General features: G+C 46.4%; 16 protein-coding genes. 2 read left to right on the top strand and 14 right to left on the bottom strand.

The window, feature by feature from the left end; all coding sequences use genetic code 11:
• Positions 1–10: 10 nt before the first annotated feature.
• The 14 genes from IFU39_RS14355 to IFU39_RS14290 form a co-directional block, all read right to left on the bottom strand.
• Complete coding sequence (locus tag IFU39_RS14355) at positions 11–373, bottom strand: HIRAN domain-containing protein (protein ID WP_091020372.1); 363 nt, start codon at positions 371–373, stop codon at positions 11–13.
• Positions 374–415: 42 nt separating this feature from the next.
• Positions 416–1,387, bottom strand: a complete 972-nt coding sequence (locus tag IFU39_RS14350; protein ID WP_091020373.1) for a helix-turn-helix transcriptional regulator — start codon at positions 1,385–1,387, stop codon at positions 416–418.
• Between the two features lie 275 nt (positions 1,388–1,662).
• On the bottom strand, positions 1,663–2,181 hold the full coding sequence (locus IFU39_RS14345; RefSeq protein WP_105601771.1) for a hypothetical protein: 519 nt from the start codon (positions 2,179–2,181) through the stop codon (positions 1,663–1,665).
• Positions 2,182–2,347: 166 nt separating this feature from the next.
• A complete protein-coding gene (locus tag IFU39_RS14340) occupies positions 2,348–2,977 on the bottom strand; it encodes a 50S ribosomal protein L25 (protein ID WP_192133275.1) in 630 nt (209 codons plus the stop codon).
• Between the two features lie 280 nt (positions 2,978–3,257).
• Entirely contained in the window at positions 3,258–6,134 is a 2,877-nt protein-coding gene (gene pulA, locus IFU39_RS14335; protein ID WP_105601775.1) for a type I pullulanase, read from the bottom strand.
• A 487-nt stretch (positions 6,135–6,621) separates the two neighbouring features.
• Positions 6,622–8,670, bottom strand: a complete 2,049-nt coding sequence (gene pulA / locus IFU39_RS14330; protein ID WP_105601776.1) for a type I pullulanase — start codon at positions 8,668–8,670, stop codon at positions 6,622–6,624.
• A 169-nt stretch (positions 8,671–8,839) separates the two neighbouring features.
• Positions 8,840–11,929: a DUF5704 domain-containing protein gene (locus IFU39_RS14325; RefSeq protein ID WP_244660985.1), complete on the bottom strand. Its 3,090-nt coding sequence runs from the start codon at positions 11,927–11,929 to the stop codon at positions 8,840–8,842.
• A gap of 602 nt (positions 11,930–12,531) precedes the next feature.
• Positions 12,532–13,800, bottom strand: a complete 1,269-nt coding sequence (locus IFU39_RS14320; RefSeq protein ID WP_192133273.1) for an S-layer homology domain-containing protein — start codon at positions 13,798–13,800, stop codon at positions 12,532–12,534.
• A 347-nt stretch (positions 13,801–14,147) separates the two neighbouring features.
• Positions 14,148–15,659 (bottom strand): extracellular solute-binding protein, encoded by a 1,512-nt coding sequence (locus IFU39_RS14315; protein ID WP_105601781.1) that lies wholly within the window; start codon positions 15,657–15,659, stop codon positions 14,148–14,150.
• A gap of 108 nt (positions 15,660–15,767) precedes the next feature.
• Positions 15,768–16,871, bottom strand: a complete 1,104-nt coding sequence (locus IFU39_RS14310) for a glycoside hydrolase family 88/105 protein (RefSeq protein ID WP_105601783.1) — start codon at positions 16,869–16,871, stop codon at positions 15,768–15,770.
• Between the two features lie 24 nt (positions 16,872–16,895).
• A complete protein-coding gene (locus tag IFU39_RS14305; RefSeq protein ID WP_091020388.1) occupies positions 16,896–18,395 on the bottom strand; it encodes an extracellular solute-binding protein in 1,500 nt (499 codons plus the stop codon).
• A 70-nt stretch (positions 18,396–18,465) separates the two neighbouring features.
• Positions 18,466–19,338: a carbohydrate ABC transporter permease gene (locus tag IFU39_RS14300; RefSeq protein WP_062835838.1), complete on the bottom strand. Its 873-nt coding sequence runs from the start codon at positions 19,336–19,338 to the stop codon at positions 18,466–18,468.
• A gap of 45 nt (positions 19,339–19,383) precedes the next feature.
• Positions 19,384–20,337, bottom strand: coding sequence for an ABC transporter permease (locus tag IFU39_RS14295; RefSeq protein ID WP_017686861.1), 954 nt, complete (start codon positions 20,335–20,337; stop codon positions 19,384–19,386).
• Positions 20,338–20,619: 282 nt separating this feature from the next.
• On the bottom strand, positions 20,620–22,956 hold the full coding sequence (locus tag IFU39_RS14290; RefSeq protein ID WP_181155588.1) for a helix-turn-helix domain-containing protein: 2,337 nt from the start codon (positions 22,954–22,956) through the stop codon (positions 20,620–20,622).
• 529 nt (positions 22,957–23,485) lie between these two features.
• On the opposite strand from IFU39_RS14290, the gene IFU39_RS14285 reads away from it, so the two are divergent.
• Both IFU39_RS14285 and IFU39_RS14280 read left to right on the top strand, forming a co-directional pair.
• Positions 23,486–25,498 (top strand): endonuclease MutS2, encoded by a 2,013-nt coding sequence (locus IFU39_RS14285; protein ID WP_105601786.1) that lies wholly within the window; start codon positions 23,486–23,488, stop codon positions 25,496–25,498.
• Positions 25,499–25,637: 139 nt separating this feature from the next.
• On the top strand, positions 25,638–25,889 hold the full coding sequence (locus IFU39_RS14280) for a cysteine-rich CWC family protein (protein ID WP_105601787.1): 252 nt from the start codon (positions 25,638–25,640) through the stop codon (positions 25,887–25,889).
• Positions 25,890–25,918 lie beyond the last annotated feature (29 nt).

Below are 25,918 nucleotides of genomic sequence, written 5' to 3'. Positions count from 1 at the left end.
GTTACAATGATCAAGCTTTTTCACGAAATTGCCATCCCTTAATCAAAGAATCCATCTGCGGAACAGGAATGTGACTCATCTCAATTAACTCCATAATCACCATATCTCTCATCATGAATCGTACTTTGGCACACGTTAGTTGATGAAACACATCGTAGAATGCCGTCCCGACCCAACATCCATGAGGTACGACCAGCGGATCATTAACGATATAACCTACGGCTCCAATCGGTGGAATAACAACCTTAATTGCTTGATAATCCAAACGATTATCTGGATCTTTGACGAGATACACGGTATCCCCCACATGTAAAGCCTGTACTCCATGGTAGTGGTCCATCCCATACATAGCTGCGAATAATTTGGTGCTCATATTACCTGCTCCTTTTCCTGTATTTCTCCATGATTAAATTTTTTACAATGATACATCGGTTTCATAATGTTCCAACCACTCGACAAGTTGCCTGCGTATCTCTCTACGAAACTCACGAGGTTCAAGTACCTCTGCTTCGGGCCCAAATTGATACAACCATTTCAAAAATTCTCTGCTGCTATTCAGTGTCACTTCAAATAACAATCCCCCATCCGACATATTCGTCATTCGCGGGCGAACAAACATTTCTTCTTCTTTTATGTAGGGGGCCACTTTCTCAGAGAATCTTACCTTGAAATGGATATGCTCGTCTCCACGGTCAATAGACCATGTGTTTTTCATGTACTGCGTTATGTTGAAATCACCCTTGTCGAAACCGGCATTTGTTCGTGTCACATCCAAAAAACGGCTGATCCGAAATAATCGAACTTTTTGCAGCAAATGGCAGTATCCAATCAAATAAAAACGTTGATCACGTGGAATGAGATAATAGGGATCGATATCCCGGACTGTGATCTCATTTCTTGTCAGCGTATGATATTGAGTACGAATGGTTTGCTGGCTTAGAATAGCTTCGATAATGGGAATCAGCAAATTAGGGTCTTTTCCTTCCTCACGATAAGCTGGCGTGCCCATCCGAATAATTCCCGCAATATTCTCTACAATGTCACTGTTTCTTGATTTTAATTTGGTATGAGCCGACATAACCTTGTCAAACGCTGAATCAAACTCAGCAGGTAACTTGGAGGTATCAACTACGGACGGGAGCAAGGAGAAAACCATTGCTTCCTGTTCAGTAAAATCTAACGGATACATCGCAAACTCACCAATAAATCGGTACCCTTTGCCGTATCCTTCATTCATAATCGGGGCGACCCTATCCAAAATCCGGAGATCACGATAAATCGTGCGTACAGTCGTACCGCATTTCAGCGCCAATTCCTTGGCCGAAATTCCAGGATTTGCTTGTATAGCCTGAAGTATACGCAGCAGACGAATTAATTTCTCTGTCATGTAGTTTCTCCCCTTCGATATTTTATCGGCAAGGAAAACTAGTTCCTTTAGTACAGAACTAAATCTTTAGTCCCAATATTATTTTCGCAATTTCACCATTTTTGTATAGTCCAATTGCACTCTTACCCCCTTTTAATATACATTCTCTTACTCGCTTGCGTAAAACATTAACCCAAAAGACCTTAAACCTAAGCCTGAAAGCCTATACAATTTTCTAAAAATAATACAAAAAAAGCCCTAATCTCACCAAAGAGACAAGGCTTTTCTCGGAATTGCTAGTTATGCAACTGTAATAATTGATTCATCACATTTGCCATATGCTCACAGAGTTCAGGAATGTCCCCCATCTGGTCTTCATTCACACTGCGGTCAAAATGTACGTGTGCCGTAAGGTTATATGTGATTGGCTGTTCATCAAAGATATATTGGATGTTCTGGCACATCCTCTGCTCAGGCCAGCTCTTCTGTAATATCGGACGAATAACCGGGCACTGCTTCTCAGGATCCTTCACAAGCATACTGAATCGTAGCTCCAAGCGGCAACCCGGACTCGCACCAGGCGTCTCCAGGATCTCCGCTGCAAGCTCCTCAAGGGAACTGCTTAATACAACTTCCCCTGTTACTTCCGGGCGATCCCTGAGACAGAATTGTAATGTGAATTCTCTGGACATCACTGCCATCTCCAGCCGATCCTTACGCCCCGTAATCTGAATACGTTCATCCAGGTTATCCATATCATAGAGATAATTCTCGAACCCGACTTTCAGATTGTCATACACCGTTGGATCAAACATTGAATTAAACCTACTTTCTTACCCTTTAACAGTATTGTAGTACATTCTCATTTTTCATGCGAACAATGTGCCTATTGAACTCTCTTGCTCGGAAAATAAAAAAAGCCCAGTCACGAGGACTGGGCTTTGGTTAAGCATGAGATCTGGCAAGATCCCGTAGCTTGGCTTATTCTTCTGTAGCTTTTTCTTCAGCTGCCGAATCAGCTTCCTCAGCAGAGGCCGTTGGCTCTTCCTCAGCCGCTTGTGGCGGCATGACAGAAGCGATGATGGACTCAGGTGATGTTACAAGTGTCAAACCTTTATCCAGTTTGATGTCCGCAGCAGTCAAGCGATCACCAATGTCCAATCCACTGACATCCACCTCAATGGATGTTGGCAGATCCGCAGGCAATCCTTCTACTTCCAGCTGTGTCTCCTGTGTCTGGAATACACCGCCAGCTTTCGAGCCAGCCGCTGTACCCTGGAAGTCGATCGATACACTTACGCTGATTGGCTTGTTCTTGGAAATTTGCAGGAAGTCTACGTGCAGCAAACGTCCATTACGCTCTTGCTGATCCTTGATCAGCACCGGAAGCGTTCTACCGCCCTCAAGATTCAGGTTGAACATTTCGGAGCGGCCTGTGCGTGCCACTTTCAGCATTTCTTTTTCATCTACATGTATTGAAGCACCTTCAAGTCCCGGGCCGTAAACGACTGCGGGAACTCGTCCGCCTTGTCTTAACAGGCGCAGTGCTGCACCTTTCTTTTCCGTTCTTGGCGTTGCTGTAAGTTGAGCCATTTTTCCGTTGGATTTCATGATTGAACATCCTCCTTCAAGGGATCACTACATTATATTTGTTGGAAAGCACTGAGGCTTATCTCATAGACCATAATGGTCTTTTTTCCTTTGGCCGAATCGTGGGCCATATCTATATTTACCCCAATGATAGAGGATCTCAAACACGAAACAGGACAATTAATTATTTTTTGGCAAGTTATGCGGCTTCTAATCAGAGCAAAAAAGCAGTCGGAATCTCTTCCAACTGCTGATTTATCAAGGTTTTGACGAACTACATTCGACGTTATACATAAAGAAACTATGCGCTATTACGATCCTCTGTTTTTTCGCTTTCACGAATGATCTGCATCTCGTCTGATCCGCTACGGACAATAATGTGTACATCCCCGTCTTCAGGTACAATGTCCACGTAACGGTCTCCGCACGTATCTTTAGCTTCCCATTCGTTCAATCGAATGATCAATCCCAGGTGATGCAGACCCGGAGCAACCCGGAAACGGGCTTCGGCGGCATTTCCGACTTGTTCCAGCCGTACTGCTCCGTCCTCCATACCTGTGCCCCACACCCAGACATCCCAACCTTCATAATGCTGGTCTTCCCGTTCGTATCGAAGCGTGACCGTTCGCGAAATCTGTTTATGAATCGTCACGGCAAGCGTTGCCCGAATTCCTCCAGCTTCAGCAATAATATGGGTTACTCCAGGTGTCATCGCACGTACGATCCCTGCTGCACTTACCGCTGCAAGTTCTGGATGAGAAGAGCTCCAGCGTACATTCGAATCCTGAAGCGGCTGACCAAATTGATCAAGGGCCAAGGCACGGAAGCGACTGATTCGAGTCATGTACATGACTGGTTCGCCCACAATTTCGATTCGTTCAGCATGACGATAATCCACTTGTAACATACAGCTTGCCGTTATGTCCCCACAGTGGACTGTAATCAAAGCTTCCCCTCGTTCCAGTGCATGGATTGTTCCATCAGGCTGGATCTGAAGAATATCTGGATCAGAAGAAGTCCAGGTAACTGGAGCTTTTTCCACCACATTGCCAATGCTGTCCCGTACGATCGCTCGTAGTTGAGTGGACTCCTTAGGACTATATACCTGGCGAGGAAAACTAATCTCCACTGTTGATGGTTCAGCGCCTCCAGCTCGCTCTGTGTCATACAGTACCATTAATGACCATCGTTCTATCTGCACAGTACCACGAACAGTTTCGATCAGATCTGTACCTGCCTGATGATCATTGACTACGACATGCCAGTCCCCTTCCCCCAGGTCCACATGCTGCTCATGTTCCGTTCCGTTATAGATGACCATAATCTGATTCCAGGTGTCCTGATTCGCACCATCCTGAAGTATAAAGGCAACCACATTGCCATCCGCACGAATTATACGAAGGTGATTTCGTACCTGTTCAGCATCAATCATACGAAAAGCGGGATGTGTGCGACGCAGGTGAATAAGACCACGATAGTAGTCGAACACCGGTCTGAACCGTGATTTATTGGCCCATGTGATGGCGTTCACCGCATCCCCGCTCCGATAACTGTTATGATCACCGGCTTTGGATCTGAGCATCTCATCCCCTGAATGCAGAAACGGAATTCCCTGAGAAGTAAGCAAAATACCGGAAGACAGTAACGAGCGACGAACCATCTCGTGATCCAAAACATCATCTGCATCCACATACCGATAAGGATCTGCTGCTTTTACAGCGGACTCAGCACTCCCACCACCCACGGGCTGTCCGTCCTTCCATACGGGAAATCCTAATTCATGCCTAAGGTTCATTGTTGTCGCAATTTTATCCCACAGATTGAGATTGTCATGAGCAGTTACATAATTGACAACCTCCACAGGTGAAGATGTGAAATCATCCAGTGCTCCTGCCAATCCTCTGAGAATCTCATATTCCTGCCCTCCGGCACCCGTGACAAACCCTCTGCCACTGCCATCACTATCGCCCTTGATTGCGCTGCGAAAATGATCATTAAATACTGCAAATCCCTGACCTCGCTGGGTTCCTTTTAATGTTTTGCGGTCCAAAGGTGAATCTCCACCCGTCCAAGGTTCCCCATAGATCAGAAATGCCGGATCGATATGCTCCCGCAATTCGCGTGTCAACTCATTCATCGTTTCCGTATCAATCAGAGCCATAAGGTCAAATCGAAATCCGTCCACATGATATTCTTCTGCCCAATATCGGAGAGAATCCACAATATATTTTCGCACCATCGGACGCTCAGTCGCCAATTCATTGCCTACACCGGAACCATCACTGAGGGTGCCATCCTCCCGATAACGGTAATAATAGCCTGGTACAATCCGTTCAAACGGCCCTTCTTCCACGCTGTACGTATGATTATAGACAACATCAAATACAACGCGAATGCCTTGTCTGTGCAGCGATTGTACAAGTGATTTGAGCTCTTTAATTCGAACTGCCGGATCACGAGGGTCGGTAGCGTAGGAACCTTCGGGAACGTTATAATGTTGCGGGTCATATCCCCAGTTGTATGGTGCCTTGACATTCGAACCAACATCCGCTGTAGCGAGTTCATTCACCGTCTGATAATCCGCCACAGGCAGAAGATGTACATGAGTGACTCCCAGTTCGGCAAGATGGTCTACACCAATACTATTGCCAGCTTGATCCGTCAGGCCGGATGCCGTGAATGCCAGATATTTTCCCTTATACGGAATATCTGCATGTGGGTCTGAGGAGAAATCACGGACATGTAACTCATATAACACGGCATCGACAGGACGCAGGAAAGCAGGTTTGACATCCAGGTCCCAATCGACCGGATTGGTGGTCTCAGGATCTATAATAGCCGTTCGTTGCCCATTAGCCGTTACCGCTCTCGCGTAAGGATCAACAACGACTTCAATCCGCTGATCATCATGGATAATTCGGTACATATAATAATGTCCTGCCCAATCACCGCTGAGCTTCAGACTCCATATTCCGTACGTATCGCGCGTCAGAGTATGTTCCTGCCCATTCTCATGATCTTGTACTTTACCACTATCGTTGTAATGCCCTTCATCTTCAAAAACCAATATATAAACCCGTTGTGCCGTAGGTGCCCACAATTTAAAAGTACTTGCAGCACGAGTATATGTTAAGCCAAGATCGTTGCCTTCGTAACAAAAAGAAGTCCATTCCGGCATCGTTCCCACCGCCTTTATATCCATTGTTTTCGTGTTGTCCCGATGTTACGGAGTGGGACGTTGTTTGTCAACCCGGGGTTGTCTGTACTAACATATCGGTTCGATTCGAGTATTCAATTAGCAATCGCTTTCAAAATATAGGATATGAAAACAAGTGCCATAGATTGACAGCATTTGTACCTGTCCTGACAAATAAAAGTTTGGAATATACAAGAATAAATTACAGGATGTCATTGGGTTGAGATTAAAATACACCAACAGGTGCATAGCATACAAAAGTTCCAGACATGACAATGTATAGCCCTGCGACCAAGGCAATGGTTTCTGACGCATCAAAAAATCCCCCTTTCTTACGGAAAAGGGGGATTTGTTTTATCTCAATTTATTTGATTAAATTCGATGGATTGGATACCTTGAACGTGTCCTTGTTAGCAATTTTACTAATGGTTTGTTGGTACCCTTCAATTCTCGGCAAGCATTCCGTTCATTAGGAATTGGAATACATCACCGTTAGGGATAACCCTTTCACATGTACCTGTCCGTCCTGTATGGTACGTATCGTATTAACGCCTGCTTGTCCTTTTTCTACAATCACATTCCATGTCCCTGTGGGAACAGGGATGTCACGGTTTTCCTTTGCCGCGTTATAGATCACAACAATGCGATTCCACGAGTCTTTGGCTACTGTACCGTTCAATTCATATGCCAACAACCCATTACCTTTTTCGATTAGACGAACATGTTTCTCAATATCTTCCCGTGTACGAAGCCGAAAGGCTGGATGTTCTCGCCGAAGACGGATCAGCCCACGATAATAGTCAAACACCGGCTTGAACAGCTTCTTCTGCTCCCAACGTATGGCATTGACCACGTCTCCACTCTGATGGCTGTTGGCGTCCCCATATTTGCTGCGAAGCAGCTCATCTCCAGCCGCGATCAGAGGAACACCCTGGGAGGTTAGAACAATACCGTTGGCAAGCAGACAACGCCTAACGGTCTCATTCTCCAGAATGTGTTCCGGATCAATCTGCAGGTAAGGCTTAGCCTTCTCTACTGCCTCTTCCACACTCTGGCATCCACGAATACTTCCATCCTCGTCATAGGTAAGGAAATTCAAGGTATCGTGAAGTCCTTGTGTACGTGCGACTTTGTCCCACAGGTTGAGATTATCATGCACAGTTACATAGTTAATCGTCTCGGATGGACCATCCGTAAAATCCTGAATAGCTCCCCGGACGCCAGTCCATAATTCGTCTTCTTTTCCGTCCGCACCCGTCGCAAATCCCGTACCCATGCCATCGCTGTCTCCCTTGATCACTCCGCGGAAATTATCGTTAAACACAGCAAAACCCGCTCCGCGCTGCGTTCCTTTTAGGGTCATATCATTTCCAAGCGGCGAATCCAGTGCGCCCCATGGTTCACCATATAACAATATGGAAGGTGACACTTCGGAGTGCAACTCCGCTGCAAGCTGTTTCATCGTAGTGGTGTCGATCAGGCCCATCAGATCAAAGCGAAAACCGTCCACATGGTACTCCTCTGCCCAGTAGCGGACCGAGTCAATGATAAACTTGCGAACCATGGCGCGTTCAGTAGCCACTTCATTACCCGTACCTGAACCATTGCTGTAGGTCCCATCAGCGTTTTGACGGTAGTAGTACCCTGGTACAAGTTTTTCAAAAGAGCTGCCTGCCGTATCAAACGTATGATTATATACCACATCCATAATGACACCTATTCCCTTGTTATGAAGGGCAAGCACCATGGATTTGAACTCACGGATTCGTGTCTCCGGGTCGTCTGCACGTGATGCATATGAACCTTCCGGGACATTATAATGGAGCGGATCATATCCCCAGTTATAGTTGGAGGAATCCGTCGTATCACCATCTACTCTGGATTCATCCACCGTCGCAAAATCAAATACGGGTAGCAAATGCACATGGGTAATCCCGAGTTCAACCAAATGATCGATTCCCAATGTGTTGCCCTCCGAATCAAGCAGACCCGTCTCGGTGAAAGCCATATATTTGCCTTTATTCGTTATTCCCGACGATGGGTGAATGGAAAAATCACGTACATGCAGTTCGTACAGGACTGCATCCACAGGACTGGTCAATTCCGGGCGAATATCCTCACTCCATCCCTTCGGATGAGTCTGCTCCAGTCTGACAATGACACCCATTTCTCCATTCATGGTCACTGCTCGTGCGTATGGATCTACAGCAGTAGTTGAATGTCCATCTTCGAAAGTAGGCTTGTACATGTAACGGTAGCTACTTAAATCACCTTCCAGTTCCAGAACCCAGATGCCTTCTTCTTTCTTTTGCATAGGTAACGCCTGCTGTTTCCGTTGATTGGGCTCATCCTCCGGGGTCCCCCCTGTCAAAGGTGGATACAGAAGTAGTTCCATCTGAACGGCTAACGGTGACCAGACTTTGAAGCGACAGACTTGTGCTTCTAATGTGACACCTAAATCTCTTCCTTTGTATGTATCTTCTAAAATCAATAGTTCCTGCTTACCCTCTTCAATCATGTGGTTGTTCCCCTCTCGTTGAGAAAATTAATGAATATGGCTGGAACGAGTGCTCCTTACCCTTTATACCCGTTCTGCTGCCCAACCATAATCCCAATTACACAAAAGAAGACAAACGTCATGTAGATTCACATAACATCTGCCTTCTTTATGGATAAACGAAATCTCTCTAATGAGGTACCTGGGATTGGAAATCATTCCGGCTGGATTGATCGGCGTGGTACAAAACCACGTCCCCATCTTGCATCGGCCAGTTTCTCCCCTGACTATCTACCGGACTATAATCAAAACCTTCCATTTGCCATTGATTCATCAACGGTGCATGAATATATTGCAGATGGGGTGCATTTGTATTGCCACTGCGCAAAGTTTCGATATTGAAGTTAACTGCAATGTAACCGTCCTTCAGAAATACCGTTGCCTTGTCATCCAAACGGTTTTGTCTGGCAAGCGATTCGAGATCGGTTCCTTTGGGTACAGCATATACATCCGCTGGCAAGCTATATTCCCCATACCAGCGCTGAATCGCTGCATTCGCCCGATCCACATTAACAATGGAGGGAATATCTGTTTTTGGGCCAATGAGTGTGCGGATCTGTGAAGGAAGAATCATCCAGTTATACCGACCTACCCACGTTTTATGATGAGAGGTCTGATCCACAAATCGAACCATATGTTCCTCCATTGTACCCTGATTGCGTTCCTCCTCCGACAGTTCATAAGTATACTGGTAGCGCGCTGTATCACCTAACTCCGTACCGGGAACATTCCGCAATCGTGAGTTCAGGACAACAAAACGTTTTTCTAAATCTTGTGCCGATCCAATACGAATGAGTCGTTCCTGTCCTCGATGGTAGTATAAATCCACTTCTTGCCTGGTGGTGCCATCTTTACTCACAAAAGAGAACGTCGGCGTGATTCGGATACCATCCTGTTTGCCAAACATATTACCCTTGGTTTTCAGATCAAACTTGAAATGGTAACCCGTCTTCACTGCAGCATTTCGGAACCCCTGTACCGGATGACTGCCGGGACGAATTGGCAGGACATAGGGTGCCAAATTACCTCGGGGATCTCCGTCGATACTGTTTCCTCCGGTCCAGTAGCTCACACCCGTTGGTTCGGGGCTGCCCATCCGCTTACGGAACACGTTCTCCCAGTTGTAGTCTGAAATATCAGTGATGTGAAAATCATATAATCGTCCGATAACCTCTACAACCACGGTATCTGCTGCGACATGATGGGTCAGATTTGTGTTCGCATCCTGTTGTTCTGTGAAGTTTTCAGGTGCATTTTCGGCGATATTTCGAAACTCAACCTGGTAATTCCCTTCATCTACCCATACAGGAAGATAAAAAGGGGTGTCCAACTGATTTACAGGAATATCCACCCAAGTCATGGCCGGGATGAACTGGCTTCTGGCTGCACTATAAACATCGAATGGGAAACGAACCTGTTTGATCCGGAAATATTTCGCATAATCATGGTTTCCATAACCAGGGTGACTCGCTACATCCAGATGCTGCCCTGAAGTTGGGATTCGTACAATAAACGGACGCTCTAAAATAAGTGCAGCTCTGGTCGGATCAGGCGTAGTCTTCTGGTTATGCGGCTGATCATCGGATACCCAGGCATAGTTCACAACTGGAGTATGTACTGTCACCGAGTTGATGCCCAGAATGGGAAACTTCTGATCCTGCCCACCGTTAACATTGCCAGGGAGCAGTCCATACGTAATCTCACCTGTGGTGGGCTGGTTAGCTTTGTTCATCAATGTGTTTTTGATCGTCAGACGGTTCTGGTACAGAACATCATCTCCAATCATGCCAGGCTGGGGGATAGTTCCCGGTTGCGGAGCTGATTTTGCTACTGGAGCGGGGTCCATAATCGTCGCCCCATTAAAGGTTACCTTATCGTTATTTACAGTGTTCTCTCTAACCTTCGCTTCAGCTTCAGATTGAAACAATGACGTTTCATCTGGCGTAGGCGGTTCATCGGAACCACCTGGAACCCCTTGGATGCCAAGATCAATTTCTTGACATGGCGCAGGTTTCACATGAGTGTTAACCGCAGTATCCATAGCCGATTGCAGAGTCGGCGGTGTATATGCATTGGGCATCAGGGTCACGGTGTCACCATAACCGCCTAGTGCATAGTTAGATACTTTGGCCTCATTTAACTTGTATACCTCCAGGTTATCGATCTGCCAATAGCTATATGTCCTTGTTACTTGCATCGTTTTATCCCCAGGGACGTCAAGTTCTCTGGGCTCAGGAGGTGTTCCTGGATCTCCCTCACCACTAGACGCTCTTCCCGGAATCGTCCAGGTTTTATGATAAACCCTTTTCACAGGAACCGTGTAAGTCACCGTTCCTGTCATGTTAACCCAACGGTGCTGAAACAGATATTCCTTGGCCAAGACATTGGCATAGAGATCTTCCGAAGTTGGAATACCACGGGTAACATCGAACTTCTCAGATCCACGCTCGTCTGCCTTCAACACACCTCGAACAGATGGGTCCATAACCGATGCTTCGATAACCGTGCCTCTACTAGGTGGGCTGATGGTCACAGAGCAAGCGTTCACAGGATCGCCCCCCGGATCGCCATCATTACCACCTTCTCCATTATTCGTGCAGTCCTTCACCTCAAGCACCTGAGTCCCTTGTTCATCCAGTTGTTGGGTAGAATCAAGAAAATGGGCTTTAATGGTAGTGCTGCCCACGATCCCTTTTGTCGTAATTTTGCCGTCTGCGCCGATCGTGGCTATAGCTGGATTCGAGCTCTGCCACGTCAACTTGGGATGAGCTGTCAGTTTATGAACGGTGCGATCCGGTTTGGTTAGAACGGCTTCTGCCTGTAGAGGTGTCGTATTGGCTTTACAAGCATTCGGCAGATTCACCACGAGTCCTGGCTCCGACGTGACTGTTATGGTTGCAGTATCCGAAATCAGGTAGGTACCGTTGTTCCAGATCGCACGCACAGTGACCGTACCTGGACTCTCGGCTTTTAACATCCCTGTTTTCAACTCTACACTCGCAATTGTCTCGTCAGAAGAAAACCATTTGATCTCTGCTTCTCTTCGGGACACGTCGATGCCTTCACCAAAGGCTGCCGCACCATAACCCTTCGTCTTCACCAAGGCTTCCATCTGCTGGGTTTGACCTAGGGTAAGGGTTTTATTTGGAGTTACATCGATTTCTTTCTCTTCGTGAATCTTACCTTCCCAGTAGATGCTAACAGGGGTGTGGTATACCATCTTATATTTGGGTTTATTTCCTGGCCTAGTCCCATAAGGTTCCCTTTCAAAGAACTCAAACCCTTTTCCAGTATATGTTCTAAGATCCGCATTTTTTTCACTTGTAACTCTTGGACTGCCTATTCCTTCATAACTATTTACCTGCTGATATTTTACGCCATCAGGATCGTTCTTTAGCTTAATATCAGTTACCATTTCCTTATCAATTCCTATACCTCTATATGGCTTCCAACTTAGTGGCGGCCATCTACTCATATCAACATTATCAGGAATTTCTGTTTTCACAGGGTATGCATCATAGTCAGTTCCTCCGTTATCCACATCTTTGTGTGTGCCTTGATATTCTGCCCTAAATTCTCCTGAATCAAGTTGATACCAGTAAACTCCCGGTGTTCCTTGAGTTGGGTTTGCATCAACTGTTACTGCTGGCCCTTTCATGGATTTGGAACCATATTGTTCTTCTACGGCATTAGCTTTAAGAGTATCAAAAGTGCAGTAATAGACTGGTAATATCATAAATATAATCACTAAGATTCTATATAAACTTTTAAAACCGCCTAATAGATAACGTTTAATATTAAATTTAAACACCACCAAAAGTTCTATTGATAGATTTGAACTTCTTTACCAGCATCATTCTTCAACATATATCCTCCCTTTACAGGATCCAGAGTATGTGATGACCAAAATTTGGAAGATACCCCTTGCTTCAACATTGCGTTTGAATCGTCTGGTAAAGTAATAAACCCTTTTTCTTTCAAATAGCTCGCGTTAAATAATCGTTGAATTGGAATAGCTATATTATCATTCGCTCTAGCAACAGTTAAAAGATTTGACTTATCAAGTTTTGAAGTAAACGTTATCTCAGCATAGGTAGAGAAGCGCCCCCCTTGTGCCCTAGTCAAGTTATTTTGATCTACAAATAACGAGGCGTACAGTCCCTTGGGCTTAGTCCCTCGGGTATCCACTACGATAAATCTATGGTACCTTACGACCCCCACATTATTTTTCAACGTGTACTCTGTGTTAACTATATTTCCGAAGTTACCTTTAATATATTTGTAATTTGATACTGTCGTTAAATTCGTACCCGTCGTGCCGACCTCTCTCATTTCATTCAGGTCACTATACTTCCCGGCATCCGTGCCCTCCACGTCCATATAACGCAGCAAAATGGCCGATACTTCTGCACGTGTGGTGGAATCCGCGGGTTTTAATGTGCCATCTTGGAAGCCCCCCACAATGCCAGTCCCACGAACAAGGGCAAGATACGGAATCTGCTCGGCACGAATGGTGCCGCGGTTCACTTCTGGTGTAGGAAGTAGCGTATTTGTTGTGTCATTAAACGCATCCTGGAAGCTGGCTCCGGACTTGATCAGTCCATTGGCAATCCATTTCATCATCTCGTAACGCGTTAGCTCCGCATTTGGATTGAAGCCTTTGGCGTAATCGCCCGCGTTAATGAATCCTTGTCCTACAAGCTGGCTAACCGCCGCTTCAGACCAATGTCCCTTGAGATCAGCAAAGGGATTCTGCCCTTGTACCTTCTCTAGTCCAGTCGCGCAAGCGAGTATTGTCGCATATTCCCCACGCGTGATTTTGCCATTGGGACGAAACGTTCCGTCCTGGTAACCAGAGATCAGATTTTTTTCATAAGCTTTGGCAATTGTGGCTTGAGCCCAATGCCCCTTGATATCCTTGAACTTGCTAAGGGCATTGTCACTTGTTCCCGACGCCGCATTCGCTGTTGACGTCAAATGTACGGGGCCAATCGGTAATAGTGCTACTGCCAATACAGCTGTCGTTACCAACCCGACGATCCAAACATTCCGTTTTTTCTTCTTCTCGTGTCCTTCAATCTGCTTCTTCAATCTACTCACGCTCCTATGTACCTTAGTATGGGGATGCTTTACTTGGTCAACCTAGTCACTTCTCTTCATAACCAAAACCTAAATTTGACATAATAATCAATATTCTACCATGTCGCACTAGGCTATTGGTATTATTTTTCGTCCATCCCCATCACATCAAGGCGTGCAACGCTCCTTCCATAGACCCACTTGATTCGCTTAAAACAAAAAAAAGGCCATGAATCCGCAGATTCATAGCCTTATGCTTTAAGGTGTGTGGTCTTTCTTATGATATTGGAAAAAGAACTCTCTCATAGAATAAACCATATCATTCCAATTGATCAACCTTTTTTTTATTTCATTCAGCTTTATTTTCCGTTCAATTCCTTATAGGATGCTTCCAATTCCGTGATCAATTGATCACCACCAGCTTTTCTCCAGTTTGCGATTTCCTGCTCCCAACCTGCATCATCGATTTTACCCATAATGTACTTCGTCTGCGCATCCCAGATCATCTGATCCAGCTCCTGACCACGCTCAGTATAGATTGCCGAAGACAATGTGAGTGCCGGATTAGCGATGGCGTATTGCTCATTCTCACGCGCCATCTTTGTACCTTTCATTCCAATGGGAACATCGACCAGTTCAGGTACATTATAACCTTCAATGCTTAACAAATTATCCCGATATGGCTTCACTTCACGCTGATAAGCGTCAAAATCCTTAAGTTCGGTTTTCCCATCAGCCGTCTTGGTATAGTGCACATCGAGCAACCCACGGAGCTGCAACGTGCTCAGTTCCTCATCCATCAACTGGTCCAGGAACGTAAGAACCTGCTTCAACTGCTCCTCATCCGTAACGGATGCTTTCGGAATGACCAGCATTCCGTAGTTCCCAGGCTCTCCGGCGATGCGAATACCATCGGGTCCCTGGAACGGAGCTACATCAATCTCTCCATCCGGAGCATTTGGCGTAAGTCGTTGCTGAGAAGATTTTCCGTTCTGAGCCACACCGTTCAGCTTCATGCCAACGAGGCCCGAATCCATTTTTTTGTCTGCATCAGAAGGGTCCAGGGCAGGGAAATCACTGTTGATCAGTCCCTCGCTGAACAGACGCTTGAAGAGCTTCATCGTATCCACATATTCGGTGGTCAAGAACTCCGGTGTCAGTTTCCCGGCATCGTCCACTCCCCATTTATTAACGCCACCGATACTTACAGCGATCCTCGTCAGTGGGGAAGAGACACCCTCATTATACTTTTTGAAAAGCAGTGCGCCGTACGTATCTTCCTTACCATTCCCGTCCGGGTCATCCTTACGAATAGAGCGCATCACTTCATACCAGTCATCCAGCGTTTTGGGTATATCCAGCTTCAATGTATCAAACCAGTCCTTGCGATATACGATCGCAGTCCGTCCAATATCCCGGAAGTTCGGAATACCGTAGACCTTGCCTTCAATTTTGATATTGTTAAAATAAGCTTCGGATTGGGCAGACAGGTTTTTATAATCCTTCAAGTAAGGCCCCAGTTCCCAGAACAGTCCTGTTTTGGCGGCATTAAATGTGGTCGGTACATAATTCACACGCATAATGGTTGGCATCTCGCCTGAAGCAACCATCACGTTCACCTTATCATCAAAAGCAGACTGCGGAATCCACTGTACATTGACATCCGTATTGGTATATTCCTCAATTTTCTTTTCAATCCCGTTCTCCTTGGCCGGTATATCACCTACCTGCATTAAAGAGATGGAAATGGGAAGTTTACCTTCCCCTGCAGCAGGCGCTTTTTCTCCCCCGCAACCTGCAAGCAATCCAGCGGACATTGCACCAATTACAACGATTCCGCCTAAACGGGACATTGGACCTTTTGGACTCATGAACCATCTCTCCTTTTTGATAGCCAAATTGTTCAGCAATCTTGCCTCACTTTACTCAAACTAACCATGTATGCGCTATCATAAGTGTTCTAAAAAGAAGAACCAGCATTACGCCAGTTCAATCTCCACTCCCGCCAAAATGAACGGAGCAACCGACTTCGGATCATTGATCCGAATGGACTCGGTCACATAATACTCATAGGACCCGTCACGATACGGGCTTCCTCCAAGACCAGCTCCGCCGTTACACTGCGTCAAGGACAGCACGCCTTCACGGTCCGTTTGCAGCAGATGCCGCACCAGACCCTGATACCCTTTTTCCGCAACCGCTTTGAACTTGCCGCTTAGATATCCTTTACGTACACCTTTGGCCAATGCATAGACAAACATTGAGGTGCCGGAAGCCTCCAGATAGTTCCGCTCACGTCCCGGCTGATCCAGCAGATGTGGCCATAATCCGGTCTGTTGATCCTGTACATGCACTAGTGCGTTTGCTACCCGTTCGAAGATGCCCACAATCTGCCCGCGCTGCGGATGATCTACCGGTAGATAATCTAATGTATCTACAACCGCCATCACATACCAGCCCATCGCCCGACTCCAGACATGTGGAGAACAGCCCGTTTCTCCCGAACTCCAACGCTGTTCTTTGCTCTCATCCCAGGCATGGTACAAGAGACCGCTACGCGGATCACGTGTACGTTGCTCCACCAGCAAAAGCTGTAGAGCCGCCTTGTCAAACCACTTCTCGTCACCCGTCACCGCGCCATACTGGGTCAGATACGGAGTAGCCATGTACAATCCATCCAGCCACATCTGGAAAGGGTAAATCTTCTTATGCCAGAACCCGCCTTCACTCGTATGTGGCTGTCCCTTGAGCTGAGTCATAAGCAAATCAGCAGCTTTGCGGTACTTTTCTTCACCCGTTTTCTCATGCAGCAGGAACAGTGATTTTCCCTGATTGATCTGATCCAGGTTATACTCCTCGATCGTATAGGAGCGAATCGAGCCATCTTCCTGAACAAAATGATCCATCAGCTCACGGATGTAGTCAAAATACTTTTGCTCCCCCGTGTGCGTATATAGCTCCTCCAGCGCTTTCAGTAAGCAGCCATTCTCATAATGCCAAGTAGAGTACAGCTCATGGTTGCGATAACTTTCCATGAATTGCTGTGCCATGCGCACCGATGTGAGTTGCAGTGTTTCCTTCATGATCAAGCCTCCGCTTCCGGCTCTTTATTGAGCCTGTTTTTTGTAATCTTCGGCATATTCCTCACGAATCTTGTTTCCACCCGCATTGCCCCAATTCTCGATTTCCTTTTCCCAGCCACTTTGATCGATCTTGCCCATAATGTATTTGGTTTGTGCATCGGCAATCACCTGATCCAGATCCGCACCACGGTCACCATACGTTGGAGAATATAACGTCAGCGCAGGGTTTGGCACAGCGTGCTCCGCAAGTTCCTTGGCAAGTGCCGTACCTTTTTCACCCAGTTCGGTATCCTTCAATTTCGGTACGTTATACCCTTCGACATAAGGAAGGTTGTCACGGTAAGGCTTCACTTCACGCTGGAATGCATCGAAGTCACTCATCTCCACCTGATCTTCGCCCACTTTGGTGTAATGTTTGTCTTCCATACCACGCATCAACAGGGTCGCCATCTCAGGGTCCATCAGTTTATCCAGGAAGGAGAGCAGGTTTTTGAGTTCTTCTTCGGATTTCACCGTTGATTTAGGAAATGCCAGAATTCCTGAATTACCCGTCTGTCCTGCAACACGATCTCCGTTCGCTCCAAGCAAACCAGCGATGTCTACCACACCATCCGGATTGTTTTTGGACAAACGCTCTTGCTGACTTTTTCCGTTCTGCGCAACACCAACACGGATACCCACAACACCGGAATCATACTTTTTCTCCGCTTCCGTAGAGTCGAATACGGCAAAGTCCTGGTTCAGCAGTTTCTCGTCATACAAACGTTTCAGCAGATCCAGTACCTGCATATATTCCGGTGTCATGAATTCCGGCGTGAAGCTGCCATCCTCCTCGACCTTCCACTTGTTAGGTGCACCAAAACTTACACCAAGGCGCGTCGTGAAGGAATATTGGTCCTCATTGTATTTTTTGAAAAGCATCAGTCCAAACGTATTATCCTGACCATCTCCATCCGGATCGGAGGTTGCCAGTGTTTTAATCGTCTCATACCATTCATCCGGTGTGGTTGGCACCTTAAGATTCAGCTTCTCGAACCAGTCCTTGCGATAGATCACGGTAGCTCGCGCAATATCGGAGAAAACAGGAACCCCATAGATTTTGCCCTCTACCTTGATGTTGTCAAAAAAACGCTCATTCTGTGCCGACAGATTTTTGTAGTCTTTCAGCAATGGGCCCACTTCCCAGAACACGTCATTACGCATCGCGCTGGTCACCGTTGGGTTATATTGCACTTTCACAATTTTCGGCATATCACTTGAAGCGATCATCACGTTAATTTTGTCATTGTAGGCCGATGCCGGAATCCACTGGATATCCAGTTTGGTATTGGTATACGCTTCAATCTTTTGCTGAACTTCATTGCCCTTGCTTGGCACGTCACCCACCTGTGCAATGGCTATAGACACATTTTGTACGCCGCCCTCGGCAGCCTGACCCTCGTCTGATCCGCATCCTGCCAGCAAACCAGTCACCAGTGCCAGTGTGCTCAAGACAGCTACGGCTTTCTTTTTTGTTGCTTTCATAACATGAAAACCTCCCCTTTTTTATGCAGTCATATTGTCAAAATGTACTGGCTTTGATGCATGTGACGACTCAACCTTTCACCGAACCCAACATTACTCCTTTGGCAAAGTGCTTTTGCAGGAATGGATACACCAGCATAATCGGGATCGTGGAGAATACGATTACCGCCATGCGAATGGTAAGCGGCTGGATCTCGGTCTCTTCGATACTTGTGTCTCCGATTCGGCTCTGTGCCAGAATGACAATCTCACGTAGCCAGACTTGGACAGGCCACTTCTCACTATCGTTGATATAGATAACAGCGCTGAAGAAACTGTTCCAGTGGGCCACCGCGTAAAAGAGTGAAAAGGTTGCCATGGCTGGCATGGATAACGGCAGTACAATCCGGAACAATACGCTGACATCGTTACATCCATCAATTTTGGCTGCATCCTCCAGTTCGTCGGGAATGGCCTGGAAGAAGTTTTTCAGTACGATCAAGTTAAAAGCACTAATGGCAGTAGGTAACATCAGCGACCATAACGTATCCGTCAGGTGCAAGGATTTCACGACAAAGTATGTTGGAATCATCCCGCCACTGAAGAGCATCGTGAACAATACACCGAGCAAAATGGGCTGACGTCCACGCAAATATCTTCTGGAGAGCGGATATGCCATAAGTGACGTAAACAGCAGGTTAATAAAGGTACCAATCACCGTAATATAGACCGATACACCCAGACTGCGAATCAAGGTATCCGTAGAGAAAATGTAACGGTACGCAGCCAGAGAGAACTCTTTTGGAAAAAGAATAAAACCTCCCTTAGCCACTTCATGTGGACTGGTAAACGAGACGGCCAAAATATAAATGAACGGGATGACCGTCACAATTCCAATCAACAGCAGCAAGCCGTGATTCACAAAATCAAAGATCCGGTTGCCCCACGTTTTATCCTGTTGCATCTTAATGTTCACTCCTGTCTGGTGAAGAACGTCTGCTCCCGAGGGTTAGTAGACGCCTTCCTCCCCGAATTTTTTGGCCAGCGTATTGGCACCAAGAACAAGCGCCAGCCCAACAACCGATTTGAACAACCCGACAGCAGCACTATAACTGTACTGTGCCTGGGTAAGACCCTTCGTGTACACGTAGGTATCAAACACCTCGCCCACATCCCGGTTTGTCGGAGTCAGCATCAGGAAGATCTGTTCAAAGCCAGTATCCAGGAAATTGCCCAGACGCAGAATGAGCAAAATGACGATTGTACTGCGAATGGCCGGCAACGTAATGTGCCAGGTTTGGCGCCAGCGATTGGCACCATCAATCCGTGCAGCTTCATAGAGCTGTGTATCCACACCGGAAAGTGCAGCAAGGAAGATAATCGTGCCCCAACCGACTTCTTTCCAGATGGATTGTCCAACAATCATGGTTCGGAACCAACCAGGTTCAAGCAGGAACGCCACTTTTTGTCCAGTCAGGTTATAGAGCAATTCATTAATCGCACCACCCTCGGTTGTGAACAGCATGTAGAACACACCGACAACAACAACCCAGGAAACAAAGTGTGGAACATAGACAAGAGTTTGTACAAATCGTTTGAACCGTTCACGGCGAACCTCATTCATCATAAGTGCCAGTACAATCGGCAGTGGGAAAAAGAACACAATGTTATAAATGGCAAGCAAAAACGTATTTCGAAACAATGTCCAGAACTGTGGTTCTCCGAAGAAACGCTGGAAATGTTTGAACCCTACCCAGTCACTTCCCAAGATGCCTTTGTAAGGCGTGTAATCCTGAAAAGCCATCGTGATGCCATACATGGGTATGTATTTGAAAATAACAAAGTAAAGCACACCCGGTATTAACATGATATACAGCCACCGGTTTTTGATAATGTCCCTCCACAGCAGGTTTTTGTCACTGCGGGTAGCGGGCCGTGTTCGAGCCGCCGTTTCGGCTTTCATATTGTCTTCCTCCCCACATTGGAAACGATTACAAAATATCACTTCCTGAATTCATGTCTTCATTGTGGAGGATAAACGAATGACTGGCTATCATCTCCTTTTAGCCTTTTGTTTTTCCTTATGTAGCAAGGGTTTAGCTCATTTCTCTCACAGAATCTAAAGGCGTAATGAACTGCTTTCAACCTCTATATTCCTGTCTTAACTTCATGGAGAAAAGCGGTCTTCACCCTACACCTGGACATTAAAAAGCCTGCCTGCCATGGCAGGCAGAGCAGGTATGTTTTATCGCTGCTGCTCCCGGTACTTGCCGGGTGTTGTTCCTGTGATTTTTCGAAACGTACGGATAAATGCGGTTGGATTGGTATAGTTTAATTTCTCGGCAATCTCCGATATTTTAAGATTGGTTGTTTGCAGCCAGGTCTTCGCTTTTTCCATACGATACTCTGCGAGATATTCCGTAAAATTGACTCCGGCTTCCTTCTTGAATACCCGACTTAGATAGACAGGATGAAAATTAAGCTCAGCGGCACAGGCTTCCAGCGATAATTCACGGTCATAACGTTCCTCGATCAAACGAATCATGCGCCTTGCAATGTTCATGTATTGGGATTCTTCCTGTTCTCGCCAGAAACGAATGACGGGCAGGAACAGCCGCTTGCGGAACCAATTGGTCATTTCGTCCAATGTGGACAACTTCAGCAAATGTGACATGGATGCTTTTTCGCCCAGTACCTCAGCCACATCTCCACCTTGCTCCTGCACAAGCTGATATACACGAGACAATAACTGAACCATAATGACGGGGTATTCACTGAAATGAAGCTTTTTGTCTGCAAGCAGTCCCAAATATTGCTTAAAGTAGGTGTCCGTTTTCTCTTCATCTCCTTGCTTGAGCGCAGAAGCGAGCTGATCCTCGATCATACGTAACTGGGTATACAACGCGGCCTCCATCTGACCACGTGGCTGAATATCTTCGTAATGCAAAATAATACGGCTGCCCAGACTTACCCGGCCTTGCAGAGCCTCTCGGCTCTCCTGAACCGCTCTTGGCGTATCACCAATACAAGTGTAAGAACGACTGATGCCAATACTTACGGGCAGATTTAGATAGGTCACGACACGTTCGCGAATCCAGTCTGCCTGAGTGTGCATCCATTCCTTCAGCTTCACCTCATCCGTAAGTTCGGAGGCAAGTACAGTGACCTGGGCATCATCCAGCATAACCGGGGTGAATCGAACTGCTGAAGGAAGGAGCTCACCTACCATATTGTTGACAGCAAACAGCAGCAGATCGCGATCCTGTTCCTCATATCGGGTCCCTTCCAAGGTATCGATCTGGAGCATAAGTACGCCAAGACTCGCCCACCCTGTCGGGAAATCATACAATTCTCCCTGATATCTGAAATCTTCTTCCGAGATTTTACCTGTTAGCAGTTTGGTCATAAAAAACTCTTGAAGATGCACATGCTGCCCCTTCATCTGCTCACGCATCGTTTTCTCCGAACTAAACAGTGTTGACAATTGCTCCTCAATATAGATAAATTCATCCTGACGGCGTCCTGATGGAGTAACTGGAGAATCCAACCCCTTCGTAAATTGCAGCAGTCTGGAGATCGGTGAATACATCCGCCGACTGCCGTATATGGCGACCAATCCCGTTACACATAACATGACCAGTGTAGCGATACCGGTAACCAATGCAATTTTCTGCGACTGGGCCGTGATCTGTCCAAGAGATACAACGGACACGTATAACCAGCCATTGAGTGGAGATTGCCTATAGCTAACCGCCACTTGGTTACCTTCCACCTCTGCACTGAAGAAACCTTCTGGCTCCCCCGTCGTTTGCACCATTTCATGAATTTCCTTATTCAGCGTGTCATACTTCCCGTCTTGCTGCATATCGTTCAGAAAATACTTCTGCTCCCGATCCAGAACGTACATATCTCCAGAATTCGTATTTCGGCTCAAAAACGTACTCAGTTCCGTATCGGCGATATCAATCACAAGAAATCCCTTTGGTTTCACATTGGTTGGTATCATCGGAATTTTGAATACCATACTGACCACATTATCCGATGATATAAGGGCAGGTGCCTGTTCGGGTGTCAGTTCACCCATGCCAGCTGAAACGGGTACACTTTCTTTGGATGAACTGGCATTCTGAGTAACCCAGAACAGGCTGTTAGTGTAGGTCAGATAAGAACCAATCCGGTCCCGAATGCTGAAATCATCCAATTTGCCAAAAGAACGCATCGAAACAACCCAATCTTCGTCCAGATTAACCAGATAGGCTTGGTCAATGTTCGTAACCGCTTGCAAGTTGTTAAAGCCTGACGTCAGGTCACGAATCTCTTGAAATTCGCTGCTGTCCAGCGGTTTCTTCATCGCTTGAAGTACCAAGGGCGAATTGACATACTGGATGGATGATAATTGCAGGCTGCGCAGAACTTGTTCTACCCGCATTTGGGTCTGATGCAATATCTGAAGGTTGCTTTCACGTACTTTCTGTTCAATGTCACGTGATGCAATCGTATACGAGACCGAACCAATAACAATGACTGGAAGGGCTCCGAGGATCAGGGTAAAGCAGAGCAAACGCAGTAAATACTTAGGCAAGAAGAGCATCCTCCTTTATACGTATGTTTATTAAATTAAATCGCTTTCATTGGATTATTTTACTATTGTTATTTTAAAACCCATTCTTATTCAAGTCCACTCATTTATTCTAAAGGTTGACTTCAAACCAATTTCCAGTTTATATTGGTTGCATATTCCTCAATCAAAGGAGAGATTTTTAATGTCGGTGAATGTTCTTAACTAACCAAGTTTCATATTCAGGAGTTTGGCCTTTCATTGCGTTTGTGCCCATATGGCATACGTGTATTTCATGATGCGCCAGATCCCTGTACTTAGTTAAGAACAGCGGATATCATAAATCGCCTCCGGGATTGTCATTGTCCGGGTCTATTTTTTCCGCGCTGAGTTCAGCGCGGATTTTTTATTATAGACCTGTAGTGGACTTTGCTTTCCCATATGTTTAGGGCGGAGAATGACGTTTGTTCATTCTCCGCCCTTTTTGCGTTTTCCAGGAATATGTTTCGCGTGCCAACTGCAATCCCAATTCAAATTCAAGGAGAGATTACGCATGAATGAGAACGCATTAAACAGTCTGGGTTATCCACAAATTCAAAAAAACGTTGCAGACTGCGCCCTGTCTTATCTCGGCAAACGTTATGCCAGAGAAATGAAACCGATGGTAGATGCTCACCTGATCCAGATTCGCCTGGAAGAAACAGCAGAAGCGGCTGCGTTGATTCGCTTCGGGGCCAGCATCCCCCTCCCGTCACTCGACGGAATGGAAACGATTATGGATCTGCTTGGCACCGGTTATCTATTCAGTGAACGTGACTTCAGTCATCTCGCTCAGTTCCTGCGGAGCTGTGCACAACTTATGAAATACATGGAGGGCAAATCCGGGGCCGCTCCCACCGTTAGTCGCTACGCTGCATCCATGATTCTGATCGAACCTTTACTGAGTGAGATCGAGCGCTGCATCCATAGTGGACGCATTCAGGATCAAGCAAGCAAAGAACTGATTCGAATCCGCAAAAAAATGACGGTGAATGGAGAACGCATGAAACGAAAGCTTGATTCTCTGGTGAGCAAACATCGCTCGATTATGCAGGAGCATGTCATCAGCCAACGCGGAGGAAGAACCGTTCTGCCCATTAAGAAAGAGTTCCGTAAACAGGTGAAAGGCAGTGTGCTGGATGAATCCGGCAGTGGGCAAACCGTATATATCGAACCTGTTGAGTTAGTAAGTTTACAGATGGAATTGGCGGCTCTACAAGCGGAGGAATCCAGAGAGGAGATGAGGATTCTCGGTGATTTAACCTCTCTGGCCGAAACGTATAACCGTGAAATCGCCCTGAACACCGAAACGGTAGGTGTATTAGACTTCCTGTTTGCCAAAGCCAAATATGCGGCCACCATGGACGGACGCAACGTTCGAGTCAATACTAAGGGCCATATCAGTCTTCAACGTGCACGTCATCCGTTCATGGGTTCTTCCATGGTTCCCCTTGATTTTGCAATCGGCAGAACGTACTCGTCGCTCATTATTACTGGCCCGAATACCGGGGGGAAAACGGTAGCACTCAAAACACTTGGTTTACTAACCCTGATGATGCAATCCGGTTTGCTTATTCCGGTAGAGGAAGGTGGCGAGATGGCTGTTTATACCGAGGTAGCGGTTGATATTGGTGACGGGCAGAGTTTGGAACAGGCGCTCAGTACATTCTCAGCACATATTCGCAATATGATTGGCATACTGGAACAGGCCAATACATCAACTCTGGTGCTCATTGATGAGATGGCTTCCGGCACAGATCCCGGTGAAGGTGTCGGACTGTCCATCGCCATGCTGGAGGAGCTGCACAGCCGCGGAGCAACCGTTGTGGCGACAACGCATTTTGGTGAAATCAAACATTTTGCAGCTGCCACGCCAGGATTCGAAAATGCTCGTATGGAATTTGACACTGTTTCTCTCCAGCCGCTGTATCGATTGCGTATCGGAGAAGCTGGTGAGAGCTATGCTTATTCCATCGCATTAAAGCTGGGCATGCCACAGCGAATTATCGAGCGATCCAAGTCCCTGTCGGATCAAAGTATTTCGAGAGATCGTACATTGGTATTCACGTCACCTCCTTTGGAAACTCCGCCCCTGACGCCTGAGCGTTCCGCTAAGGAAGCAGACGACCCGACAGAGTTATCCAAGCAGAATCAGTTGAATCAGACGAAGCAATCCAAAGATTCAATCGGTCTCCACAAAAAGACAACAACCAGAGAGTCGAATTCTGCTGCTCCTGCCAAAACGTTTCGCAAAGGGGATCGGGTATATGCGGCCTATCTCAATCAGTCGGGTATCGTATGTGATGTGGAGGATAGCCGTGGAAATATCGGGGTCATGCTACGAGGACGCAAAGTCAAAATCCATAAGAAACGCCTGACCCTGCATATATCTGCCAATGAGCTTTATCCGGGTGACGATTATGACTTGGACATTGTGCTGGAAACAAAGGAAAATCGAAAGAAACGTAAGTTGATGGGACGCAAACATGTGGAAGGCCTACAGATCGAATTACCGCCTGAAGAATAGCCGATGGGAGAAACAGATGTGGTGAACTGGAAGTCATATATACAAAGTGAAATCCATAATCACCTGCACATTTCTGTTATACTGGGACCAGTATGTTTAACTTCAGCTCGTAGTTATTCCACAGGGAGGGAAGAACTGTATGTCTGCAGAACAAGACGATCAAAAGCACATCCATATCGATGTTCTTGTCTGCCCATTATGCGGGGAAGCTAATCGCTGTTCCTATGCCGCAGGACATCCTCATTCGGAATGCTGGTGTAATCGGGCTACTTTCCCCGAGGGTGTGTTTGACCGCATTCCGCCAGAGCAGCGCCGAAAATCATGCATATGTCAACGCTGTTTGCATGAATATGCCGATAAACGTCAATCAAAAGAAGAGCCACACAGTTAACAACTGTATGGCTCTTCTTCATTATGCCT

The sequence above is a fragment of the Paenibacillus sp. CFBP 13594 genome (assembly GCF_014842675.1).
GTDB lineage: Bacteria > Bacillota > Bacilli > Paenibacillales > Paenibacillaceae > Paenibacillus > Paenibacillus amylolyticus_B.
This window is presented reverse-complemented; position numbering and strand designations above follow the sequence as displayed.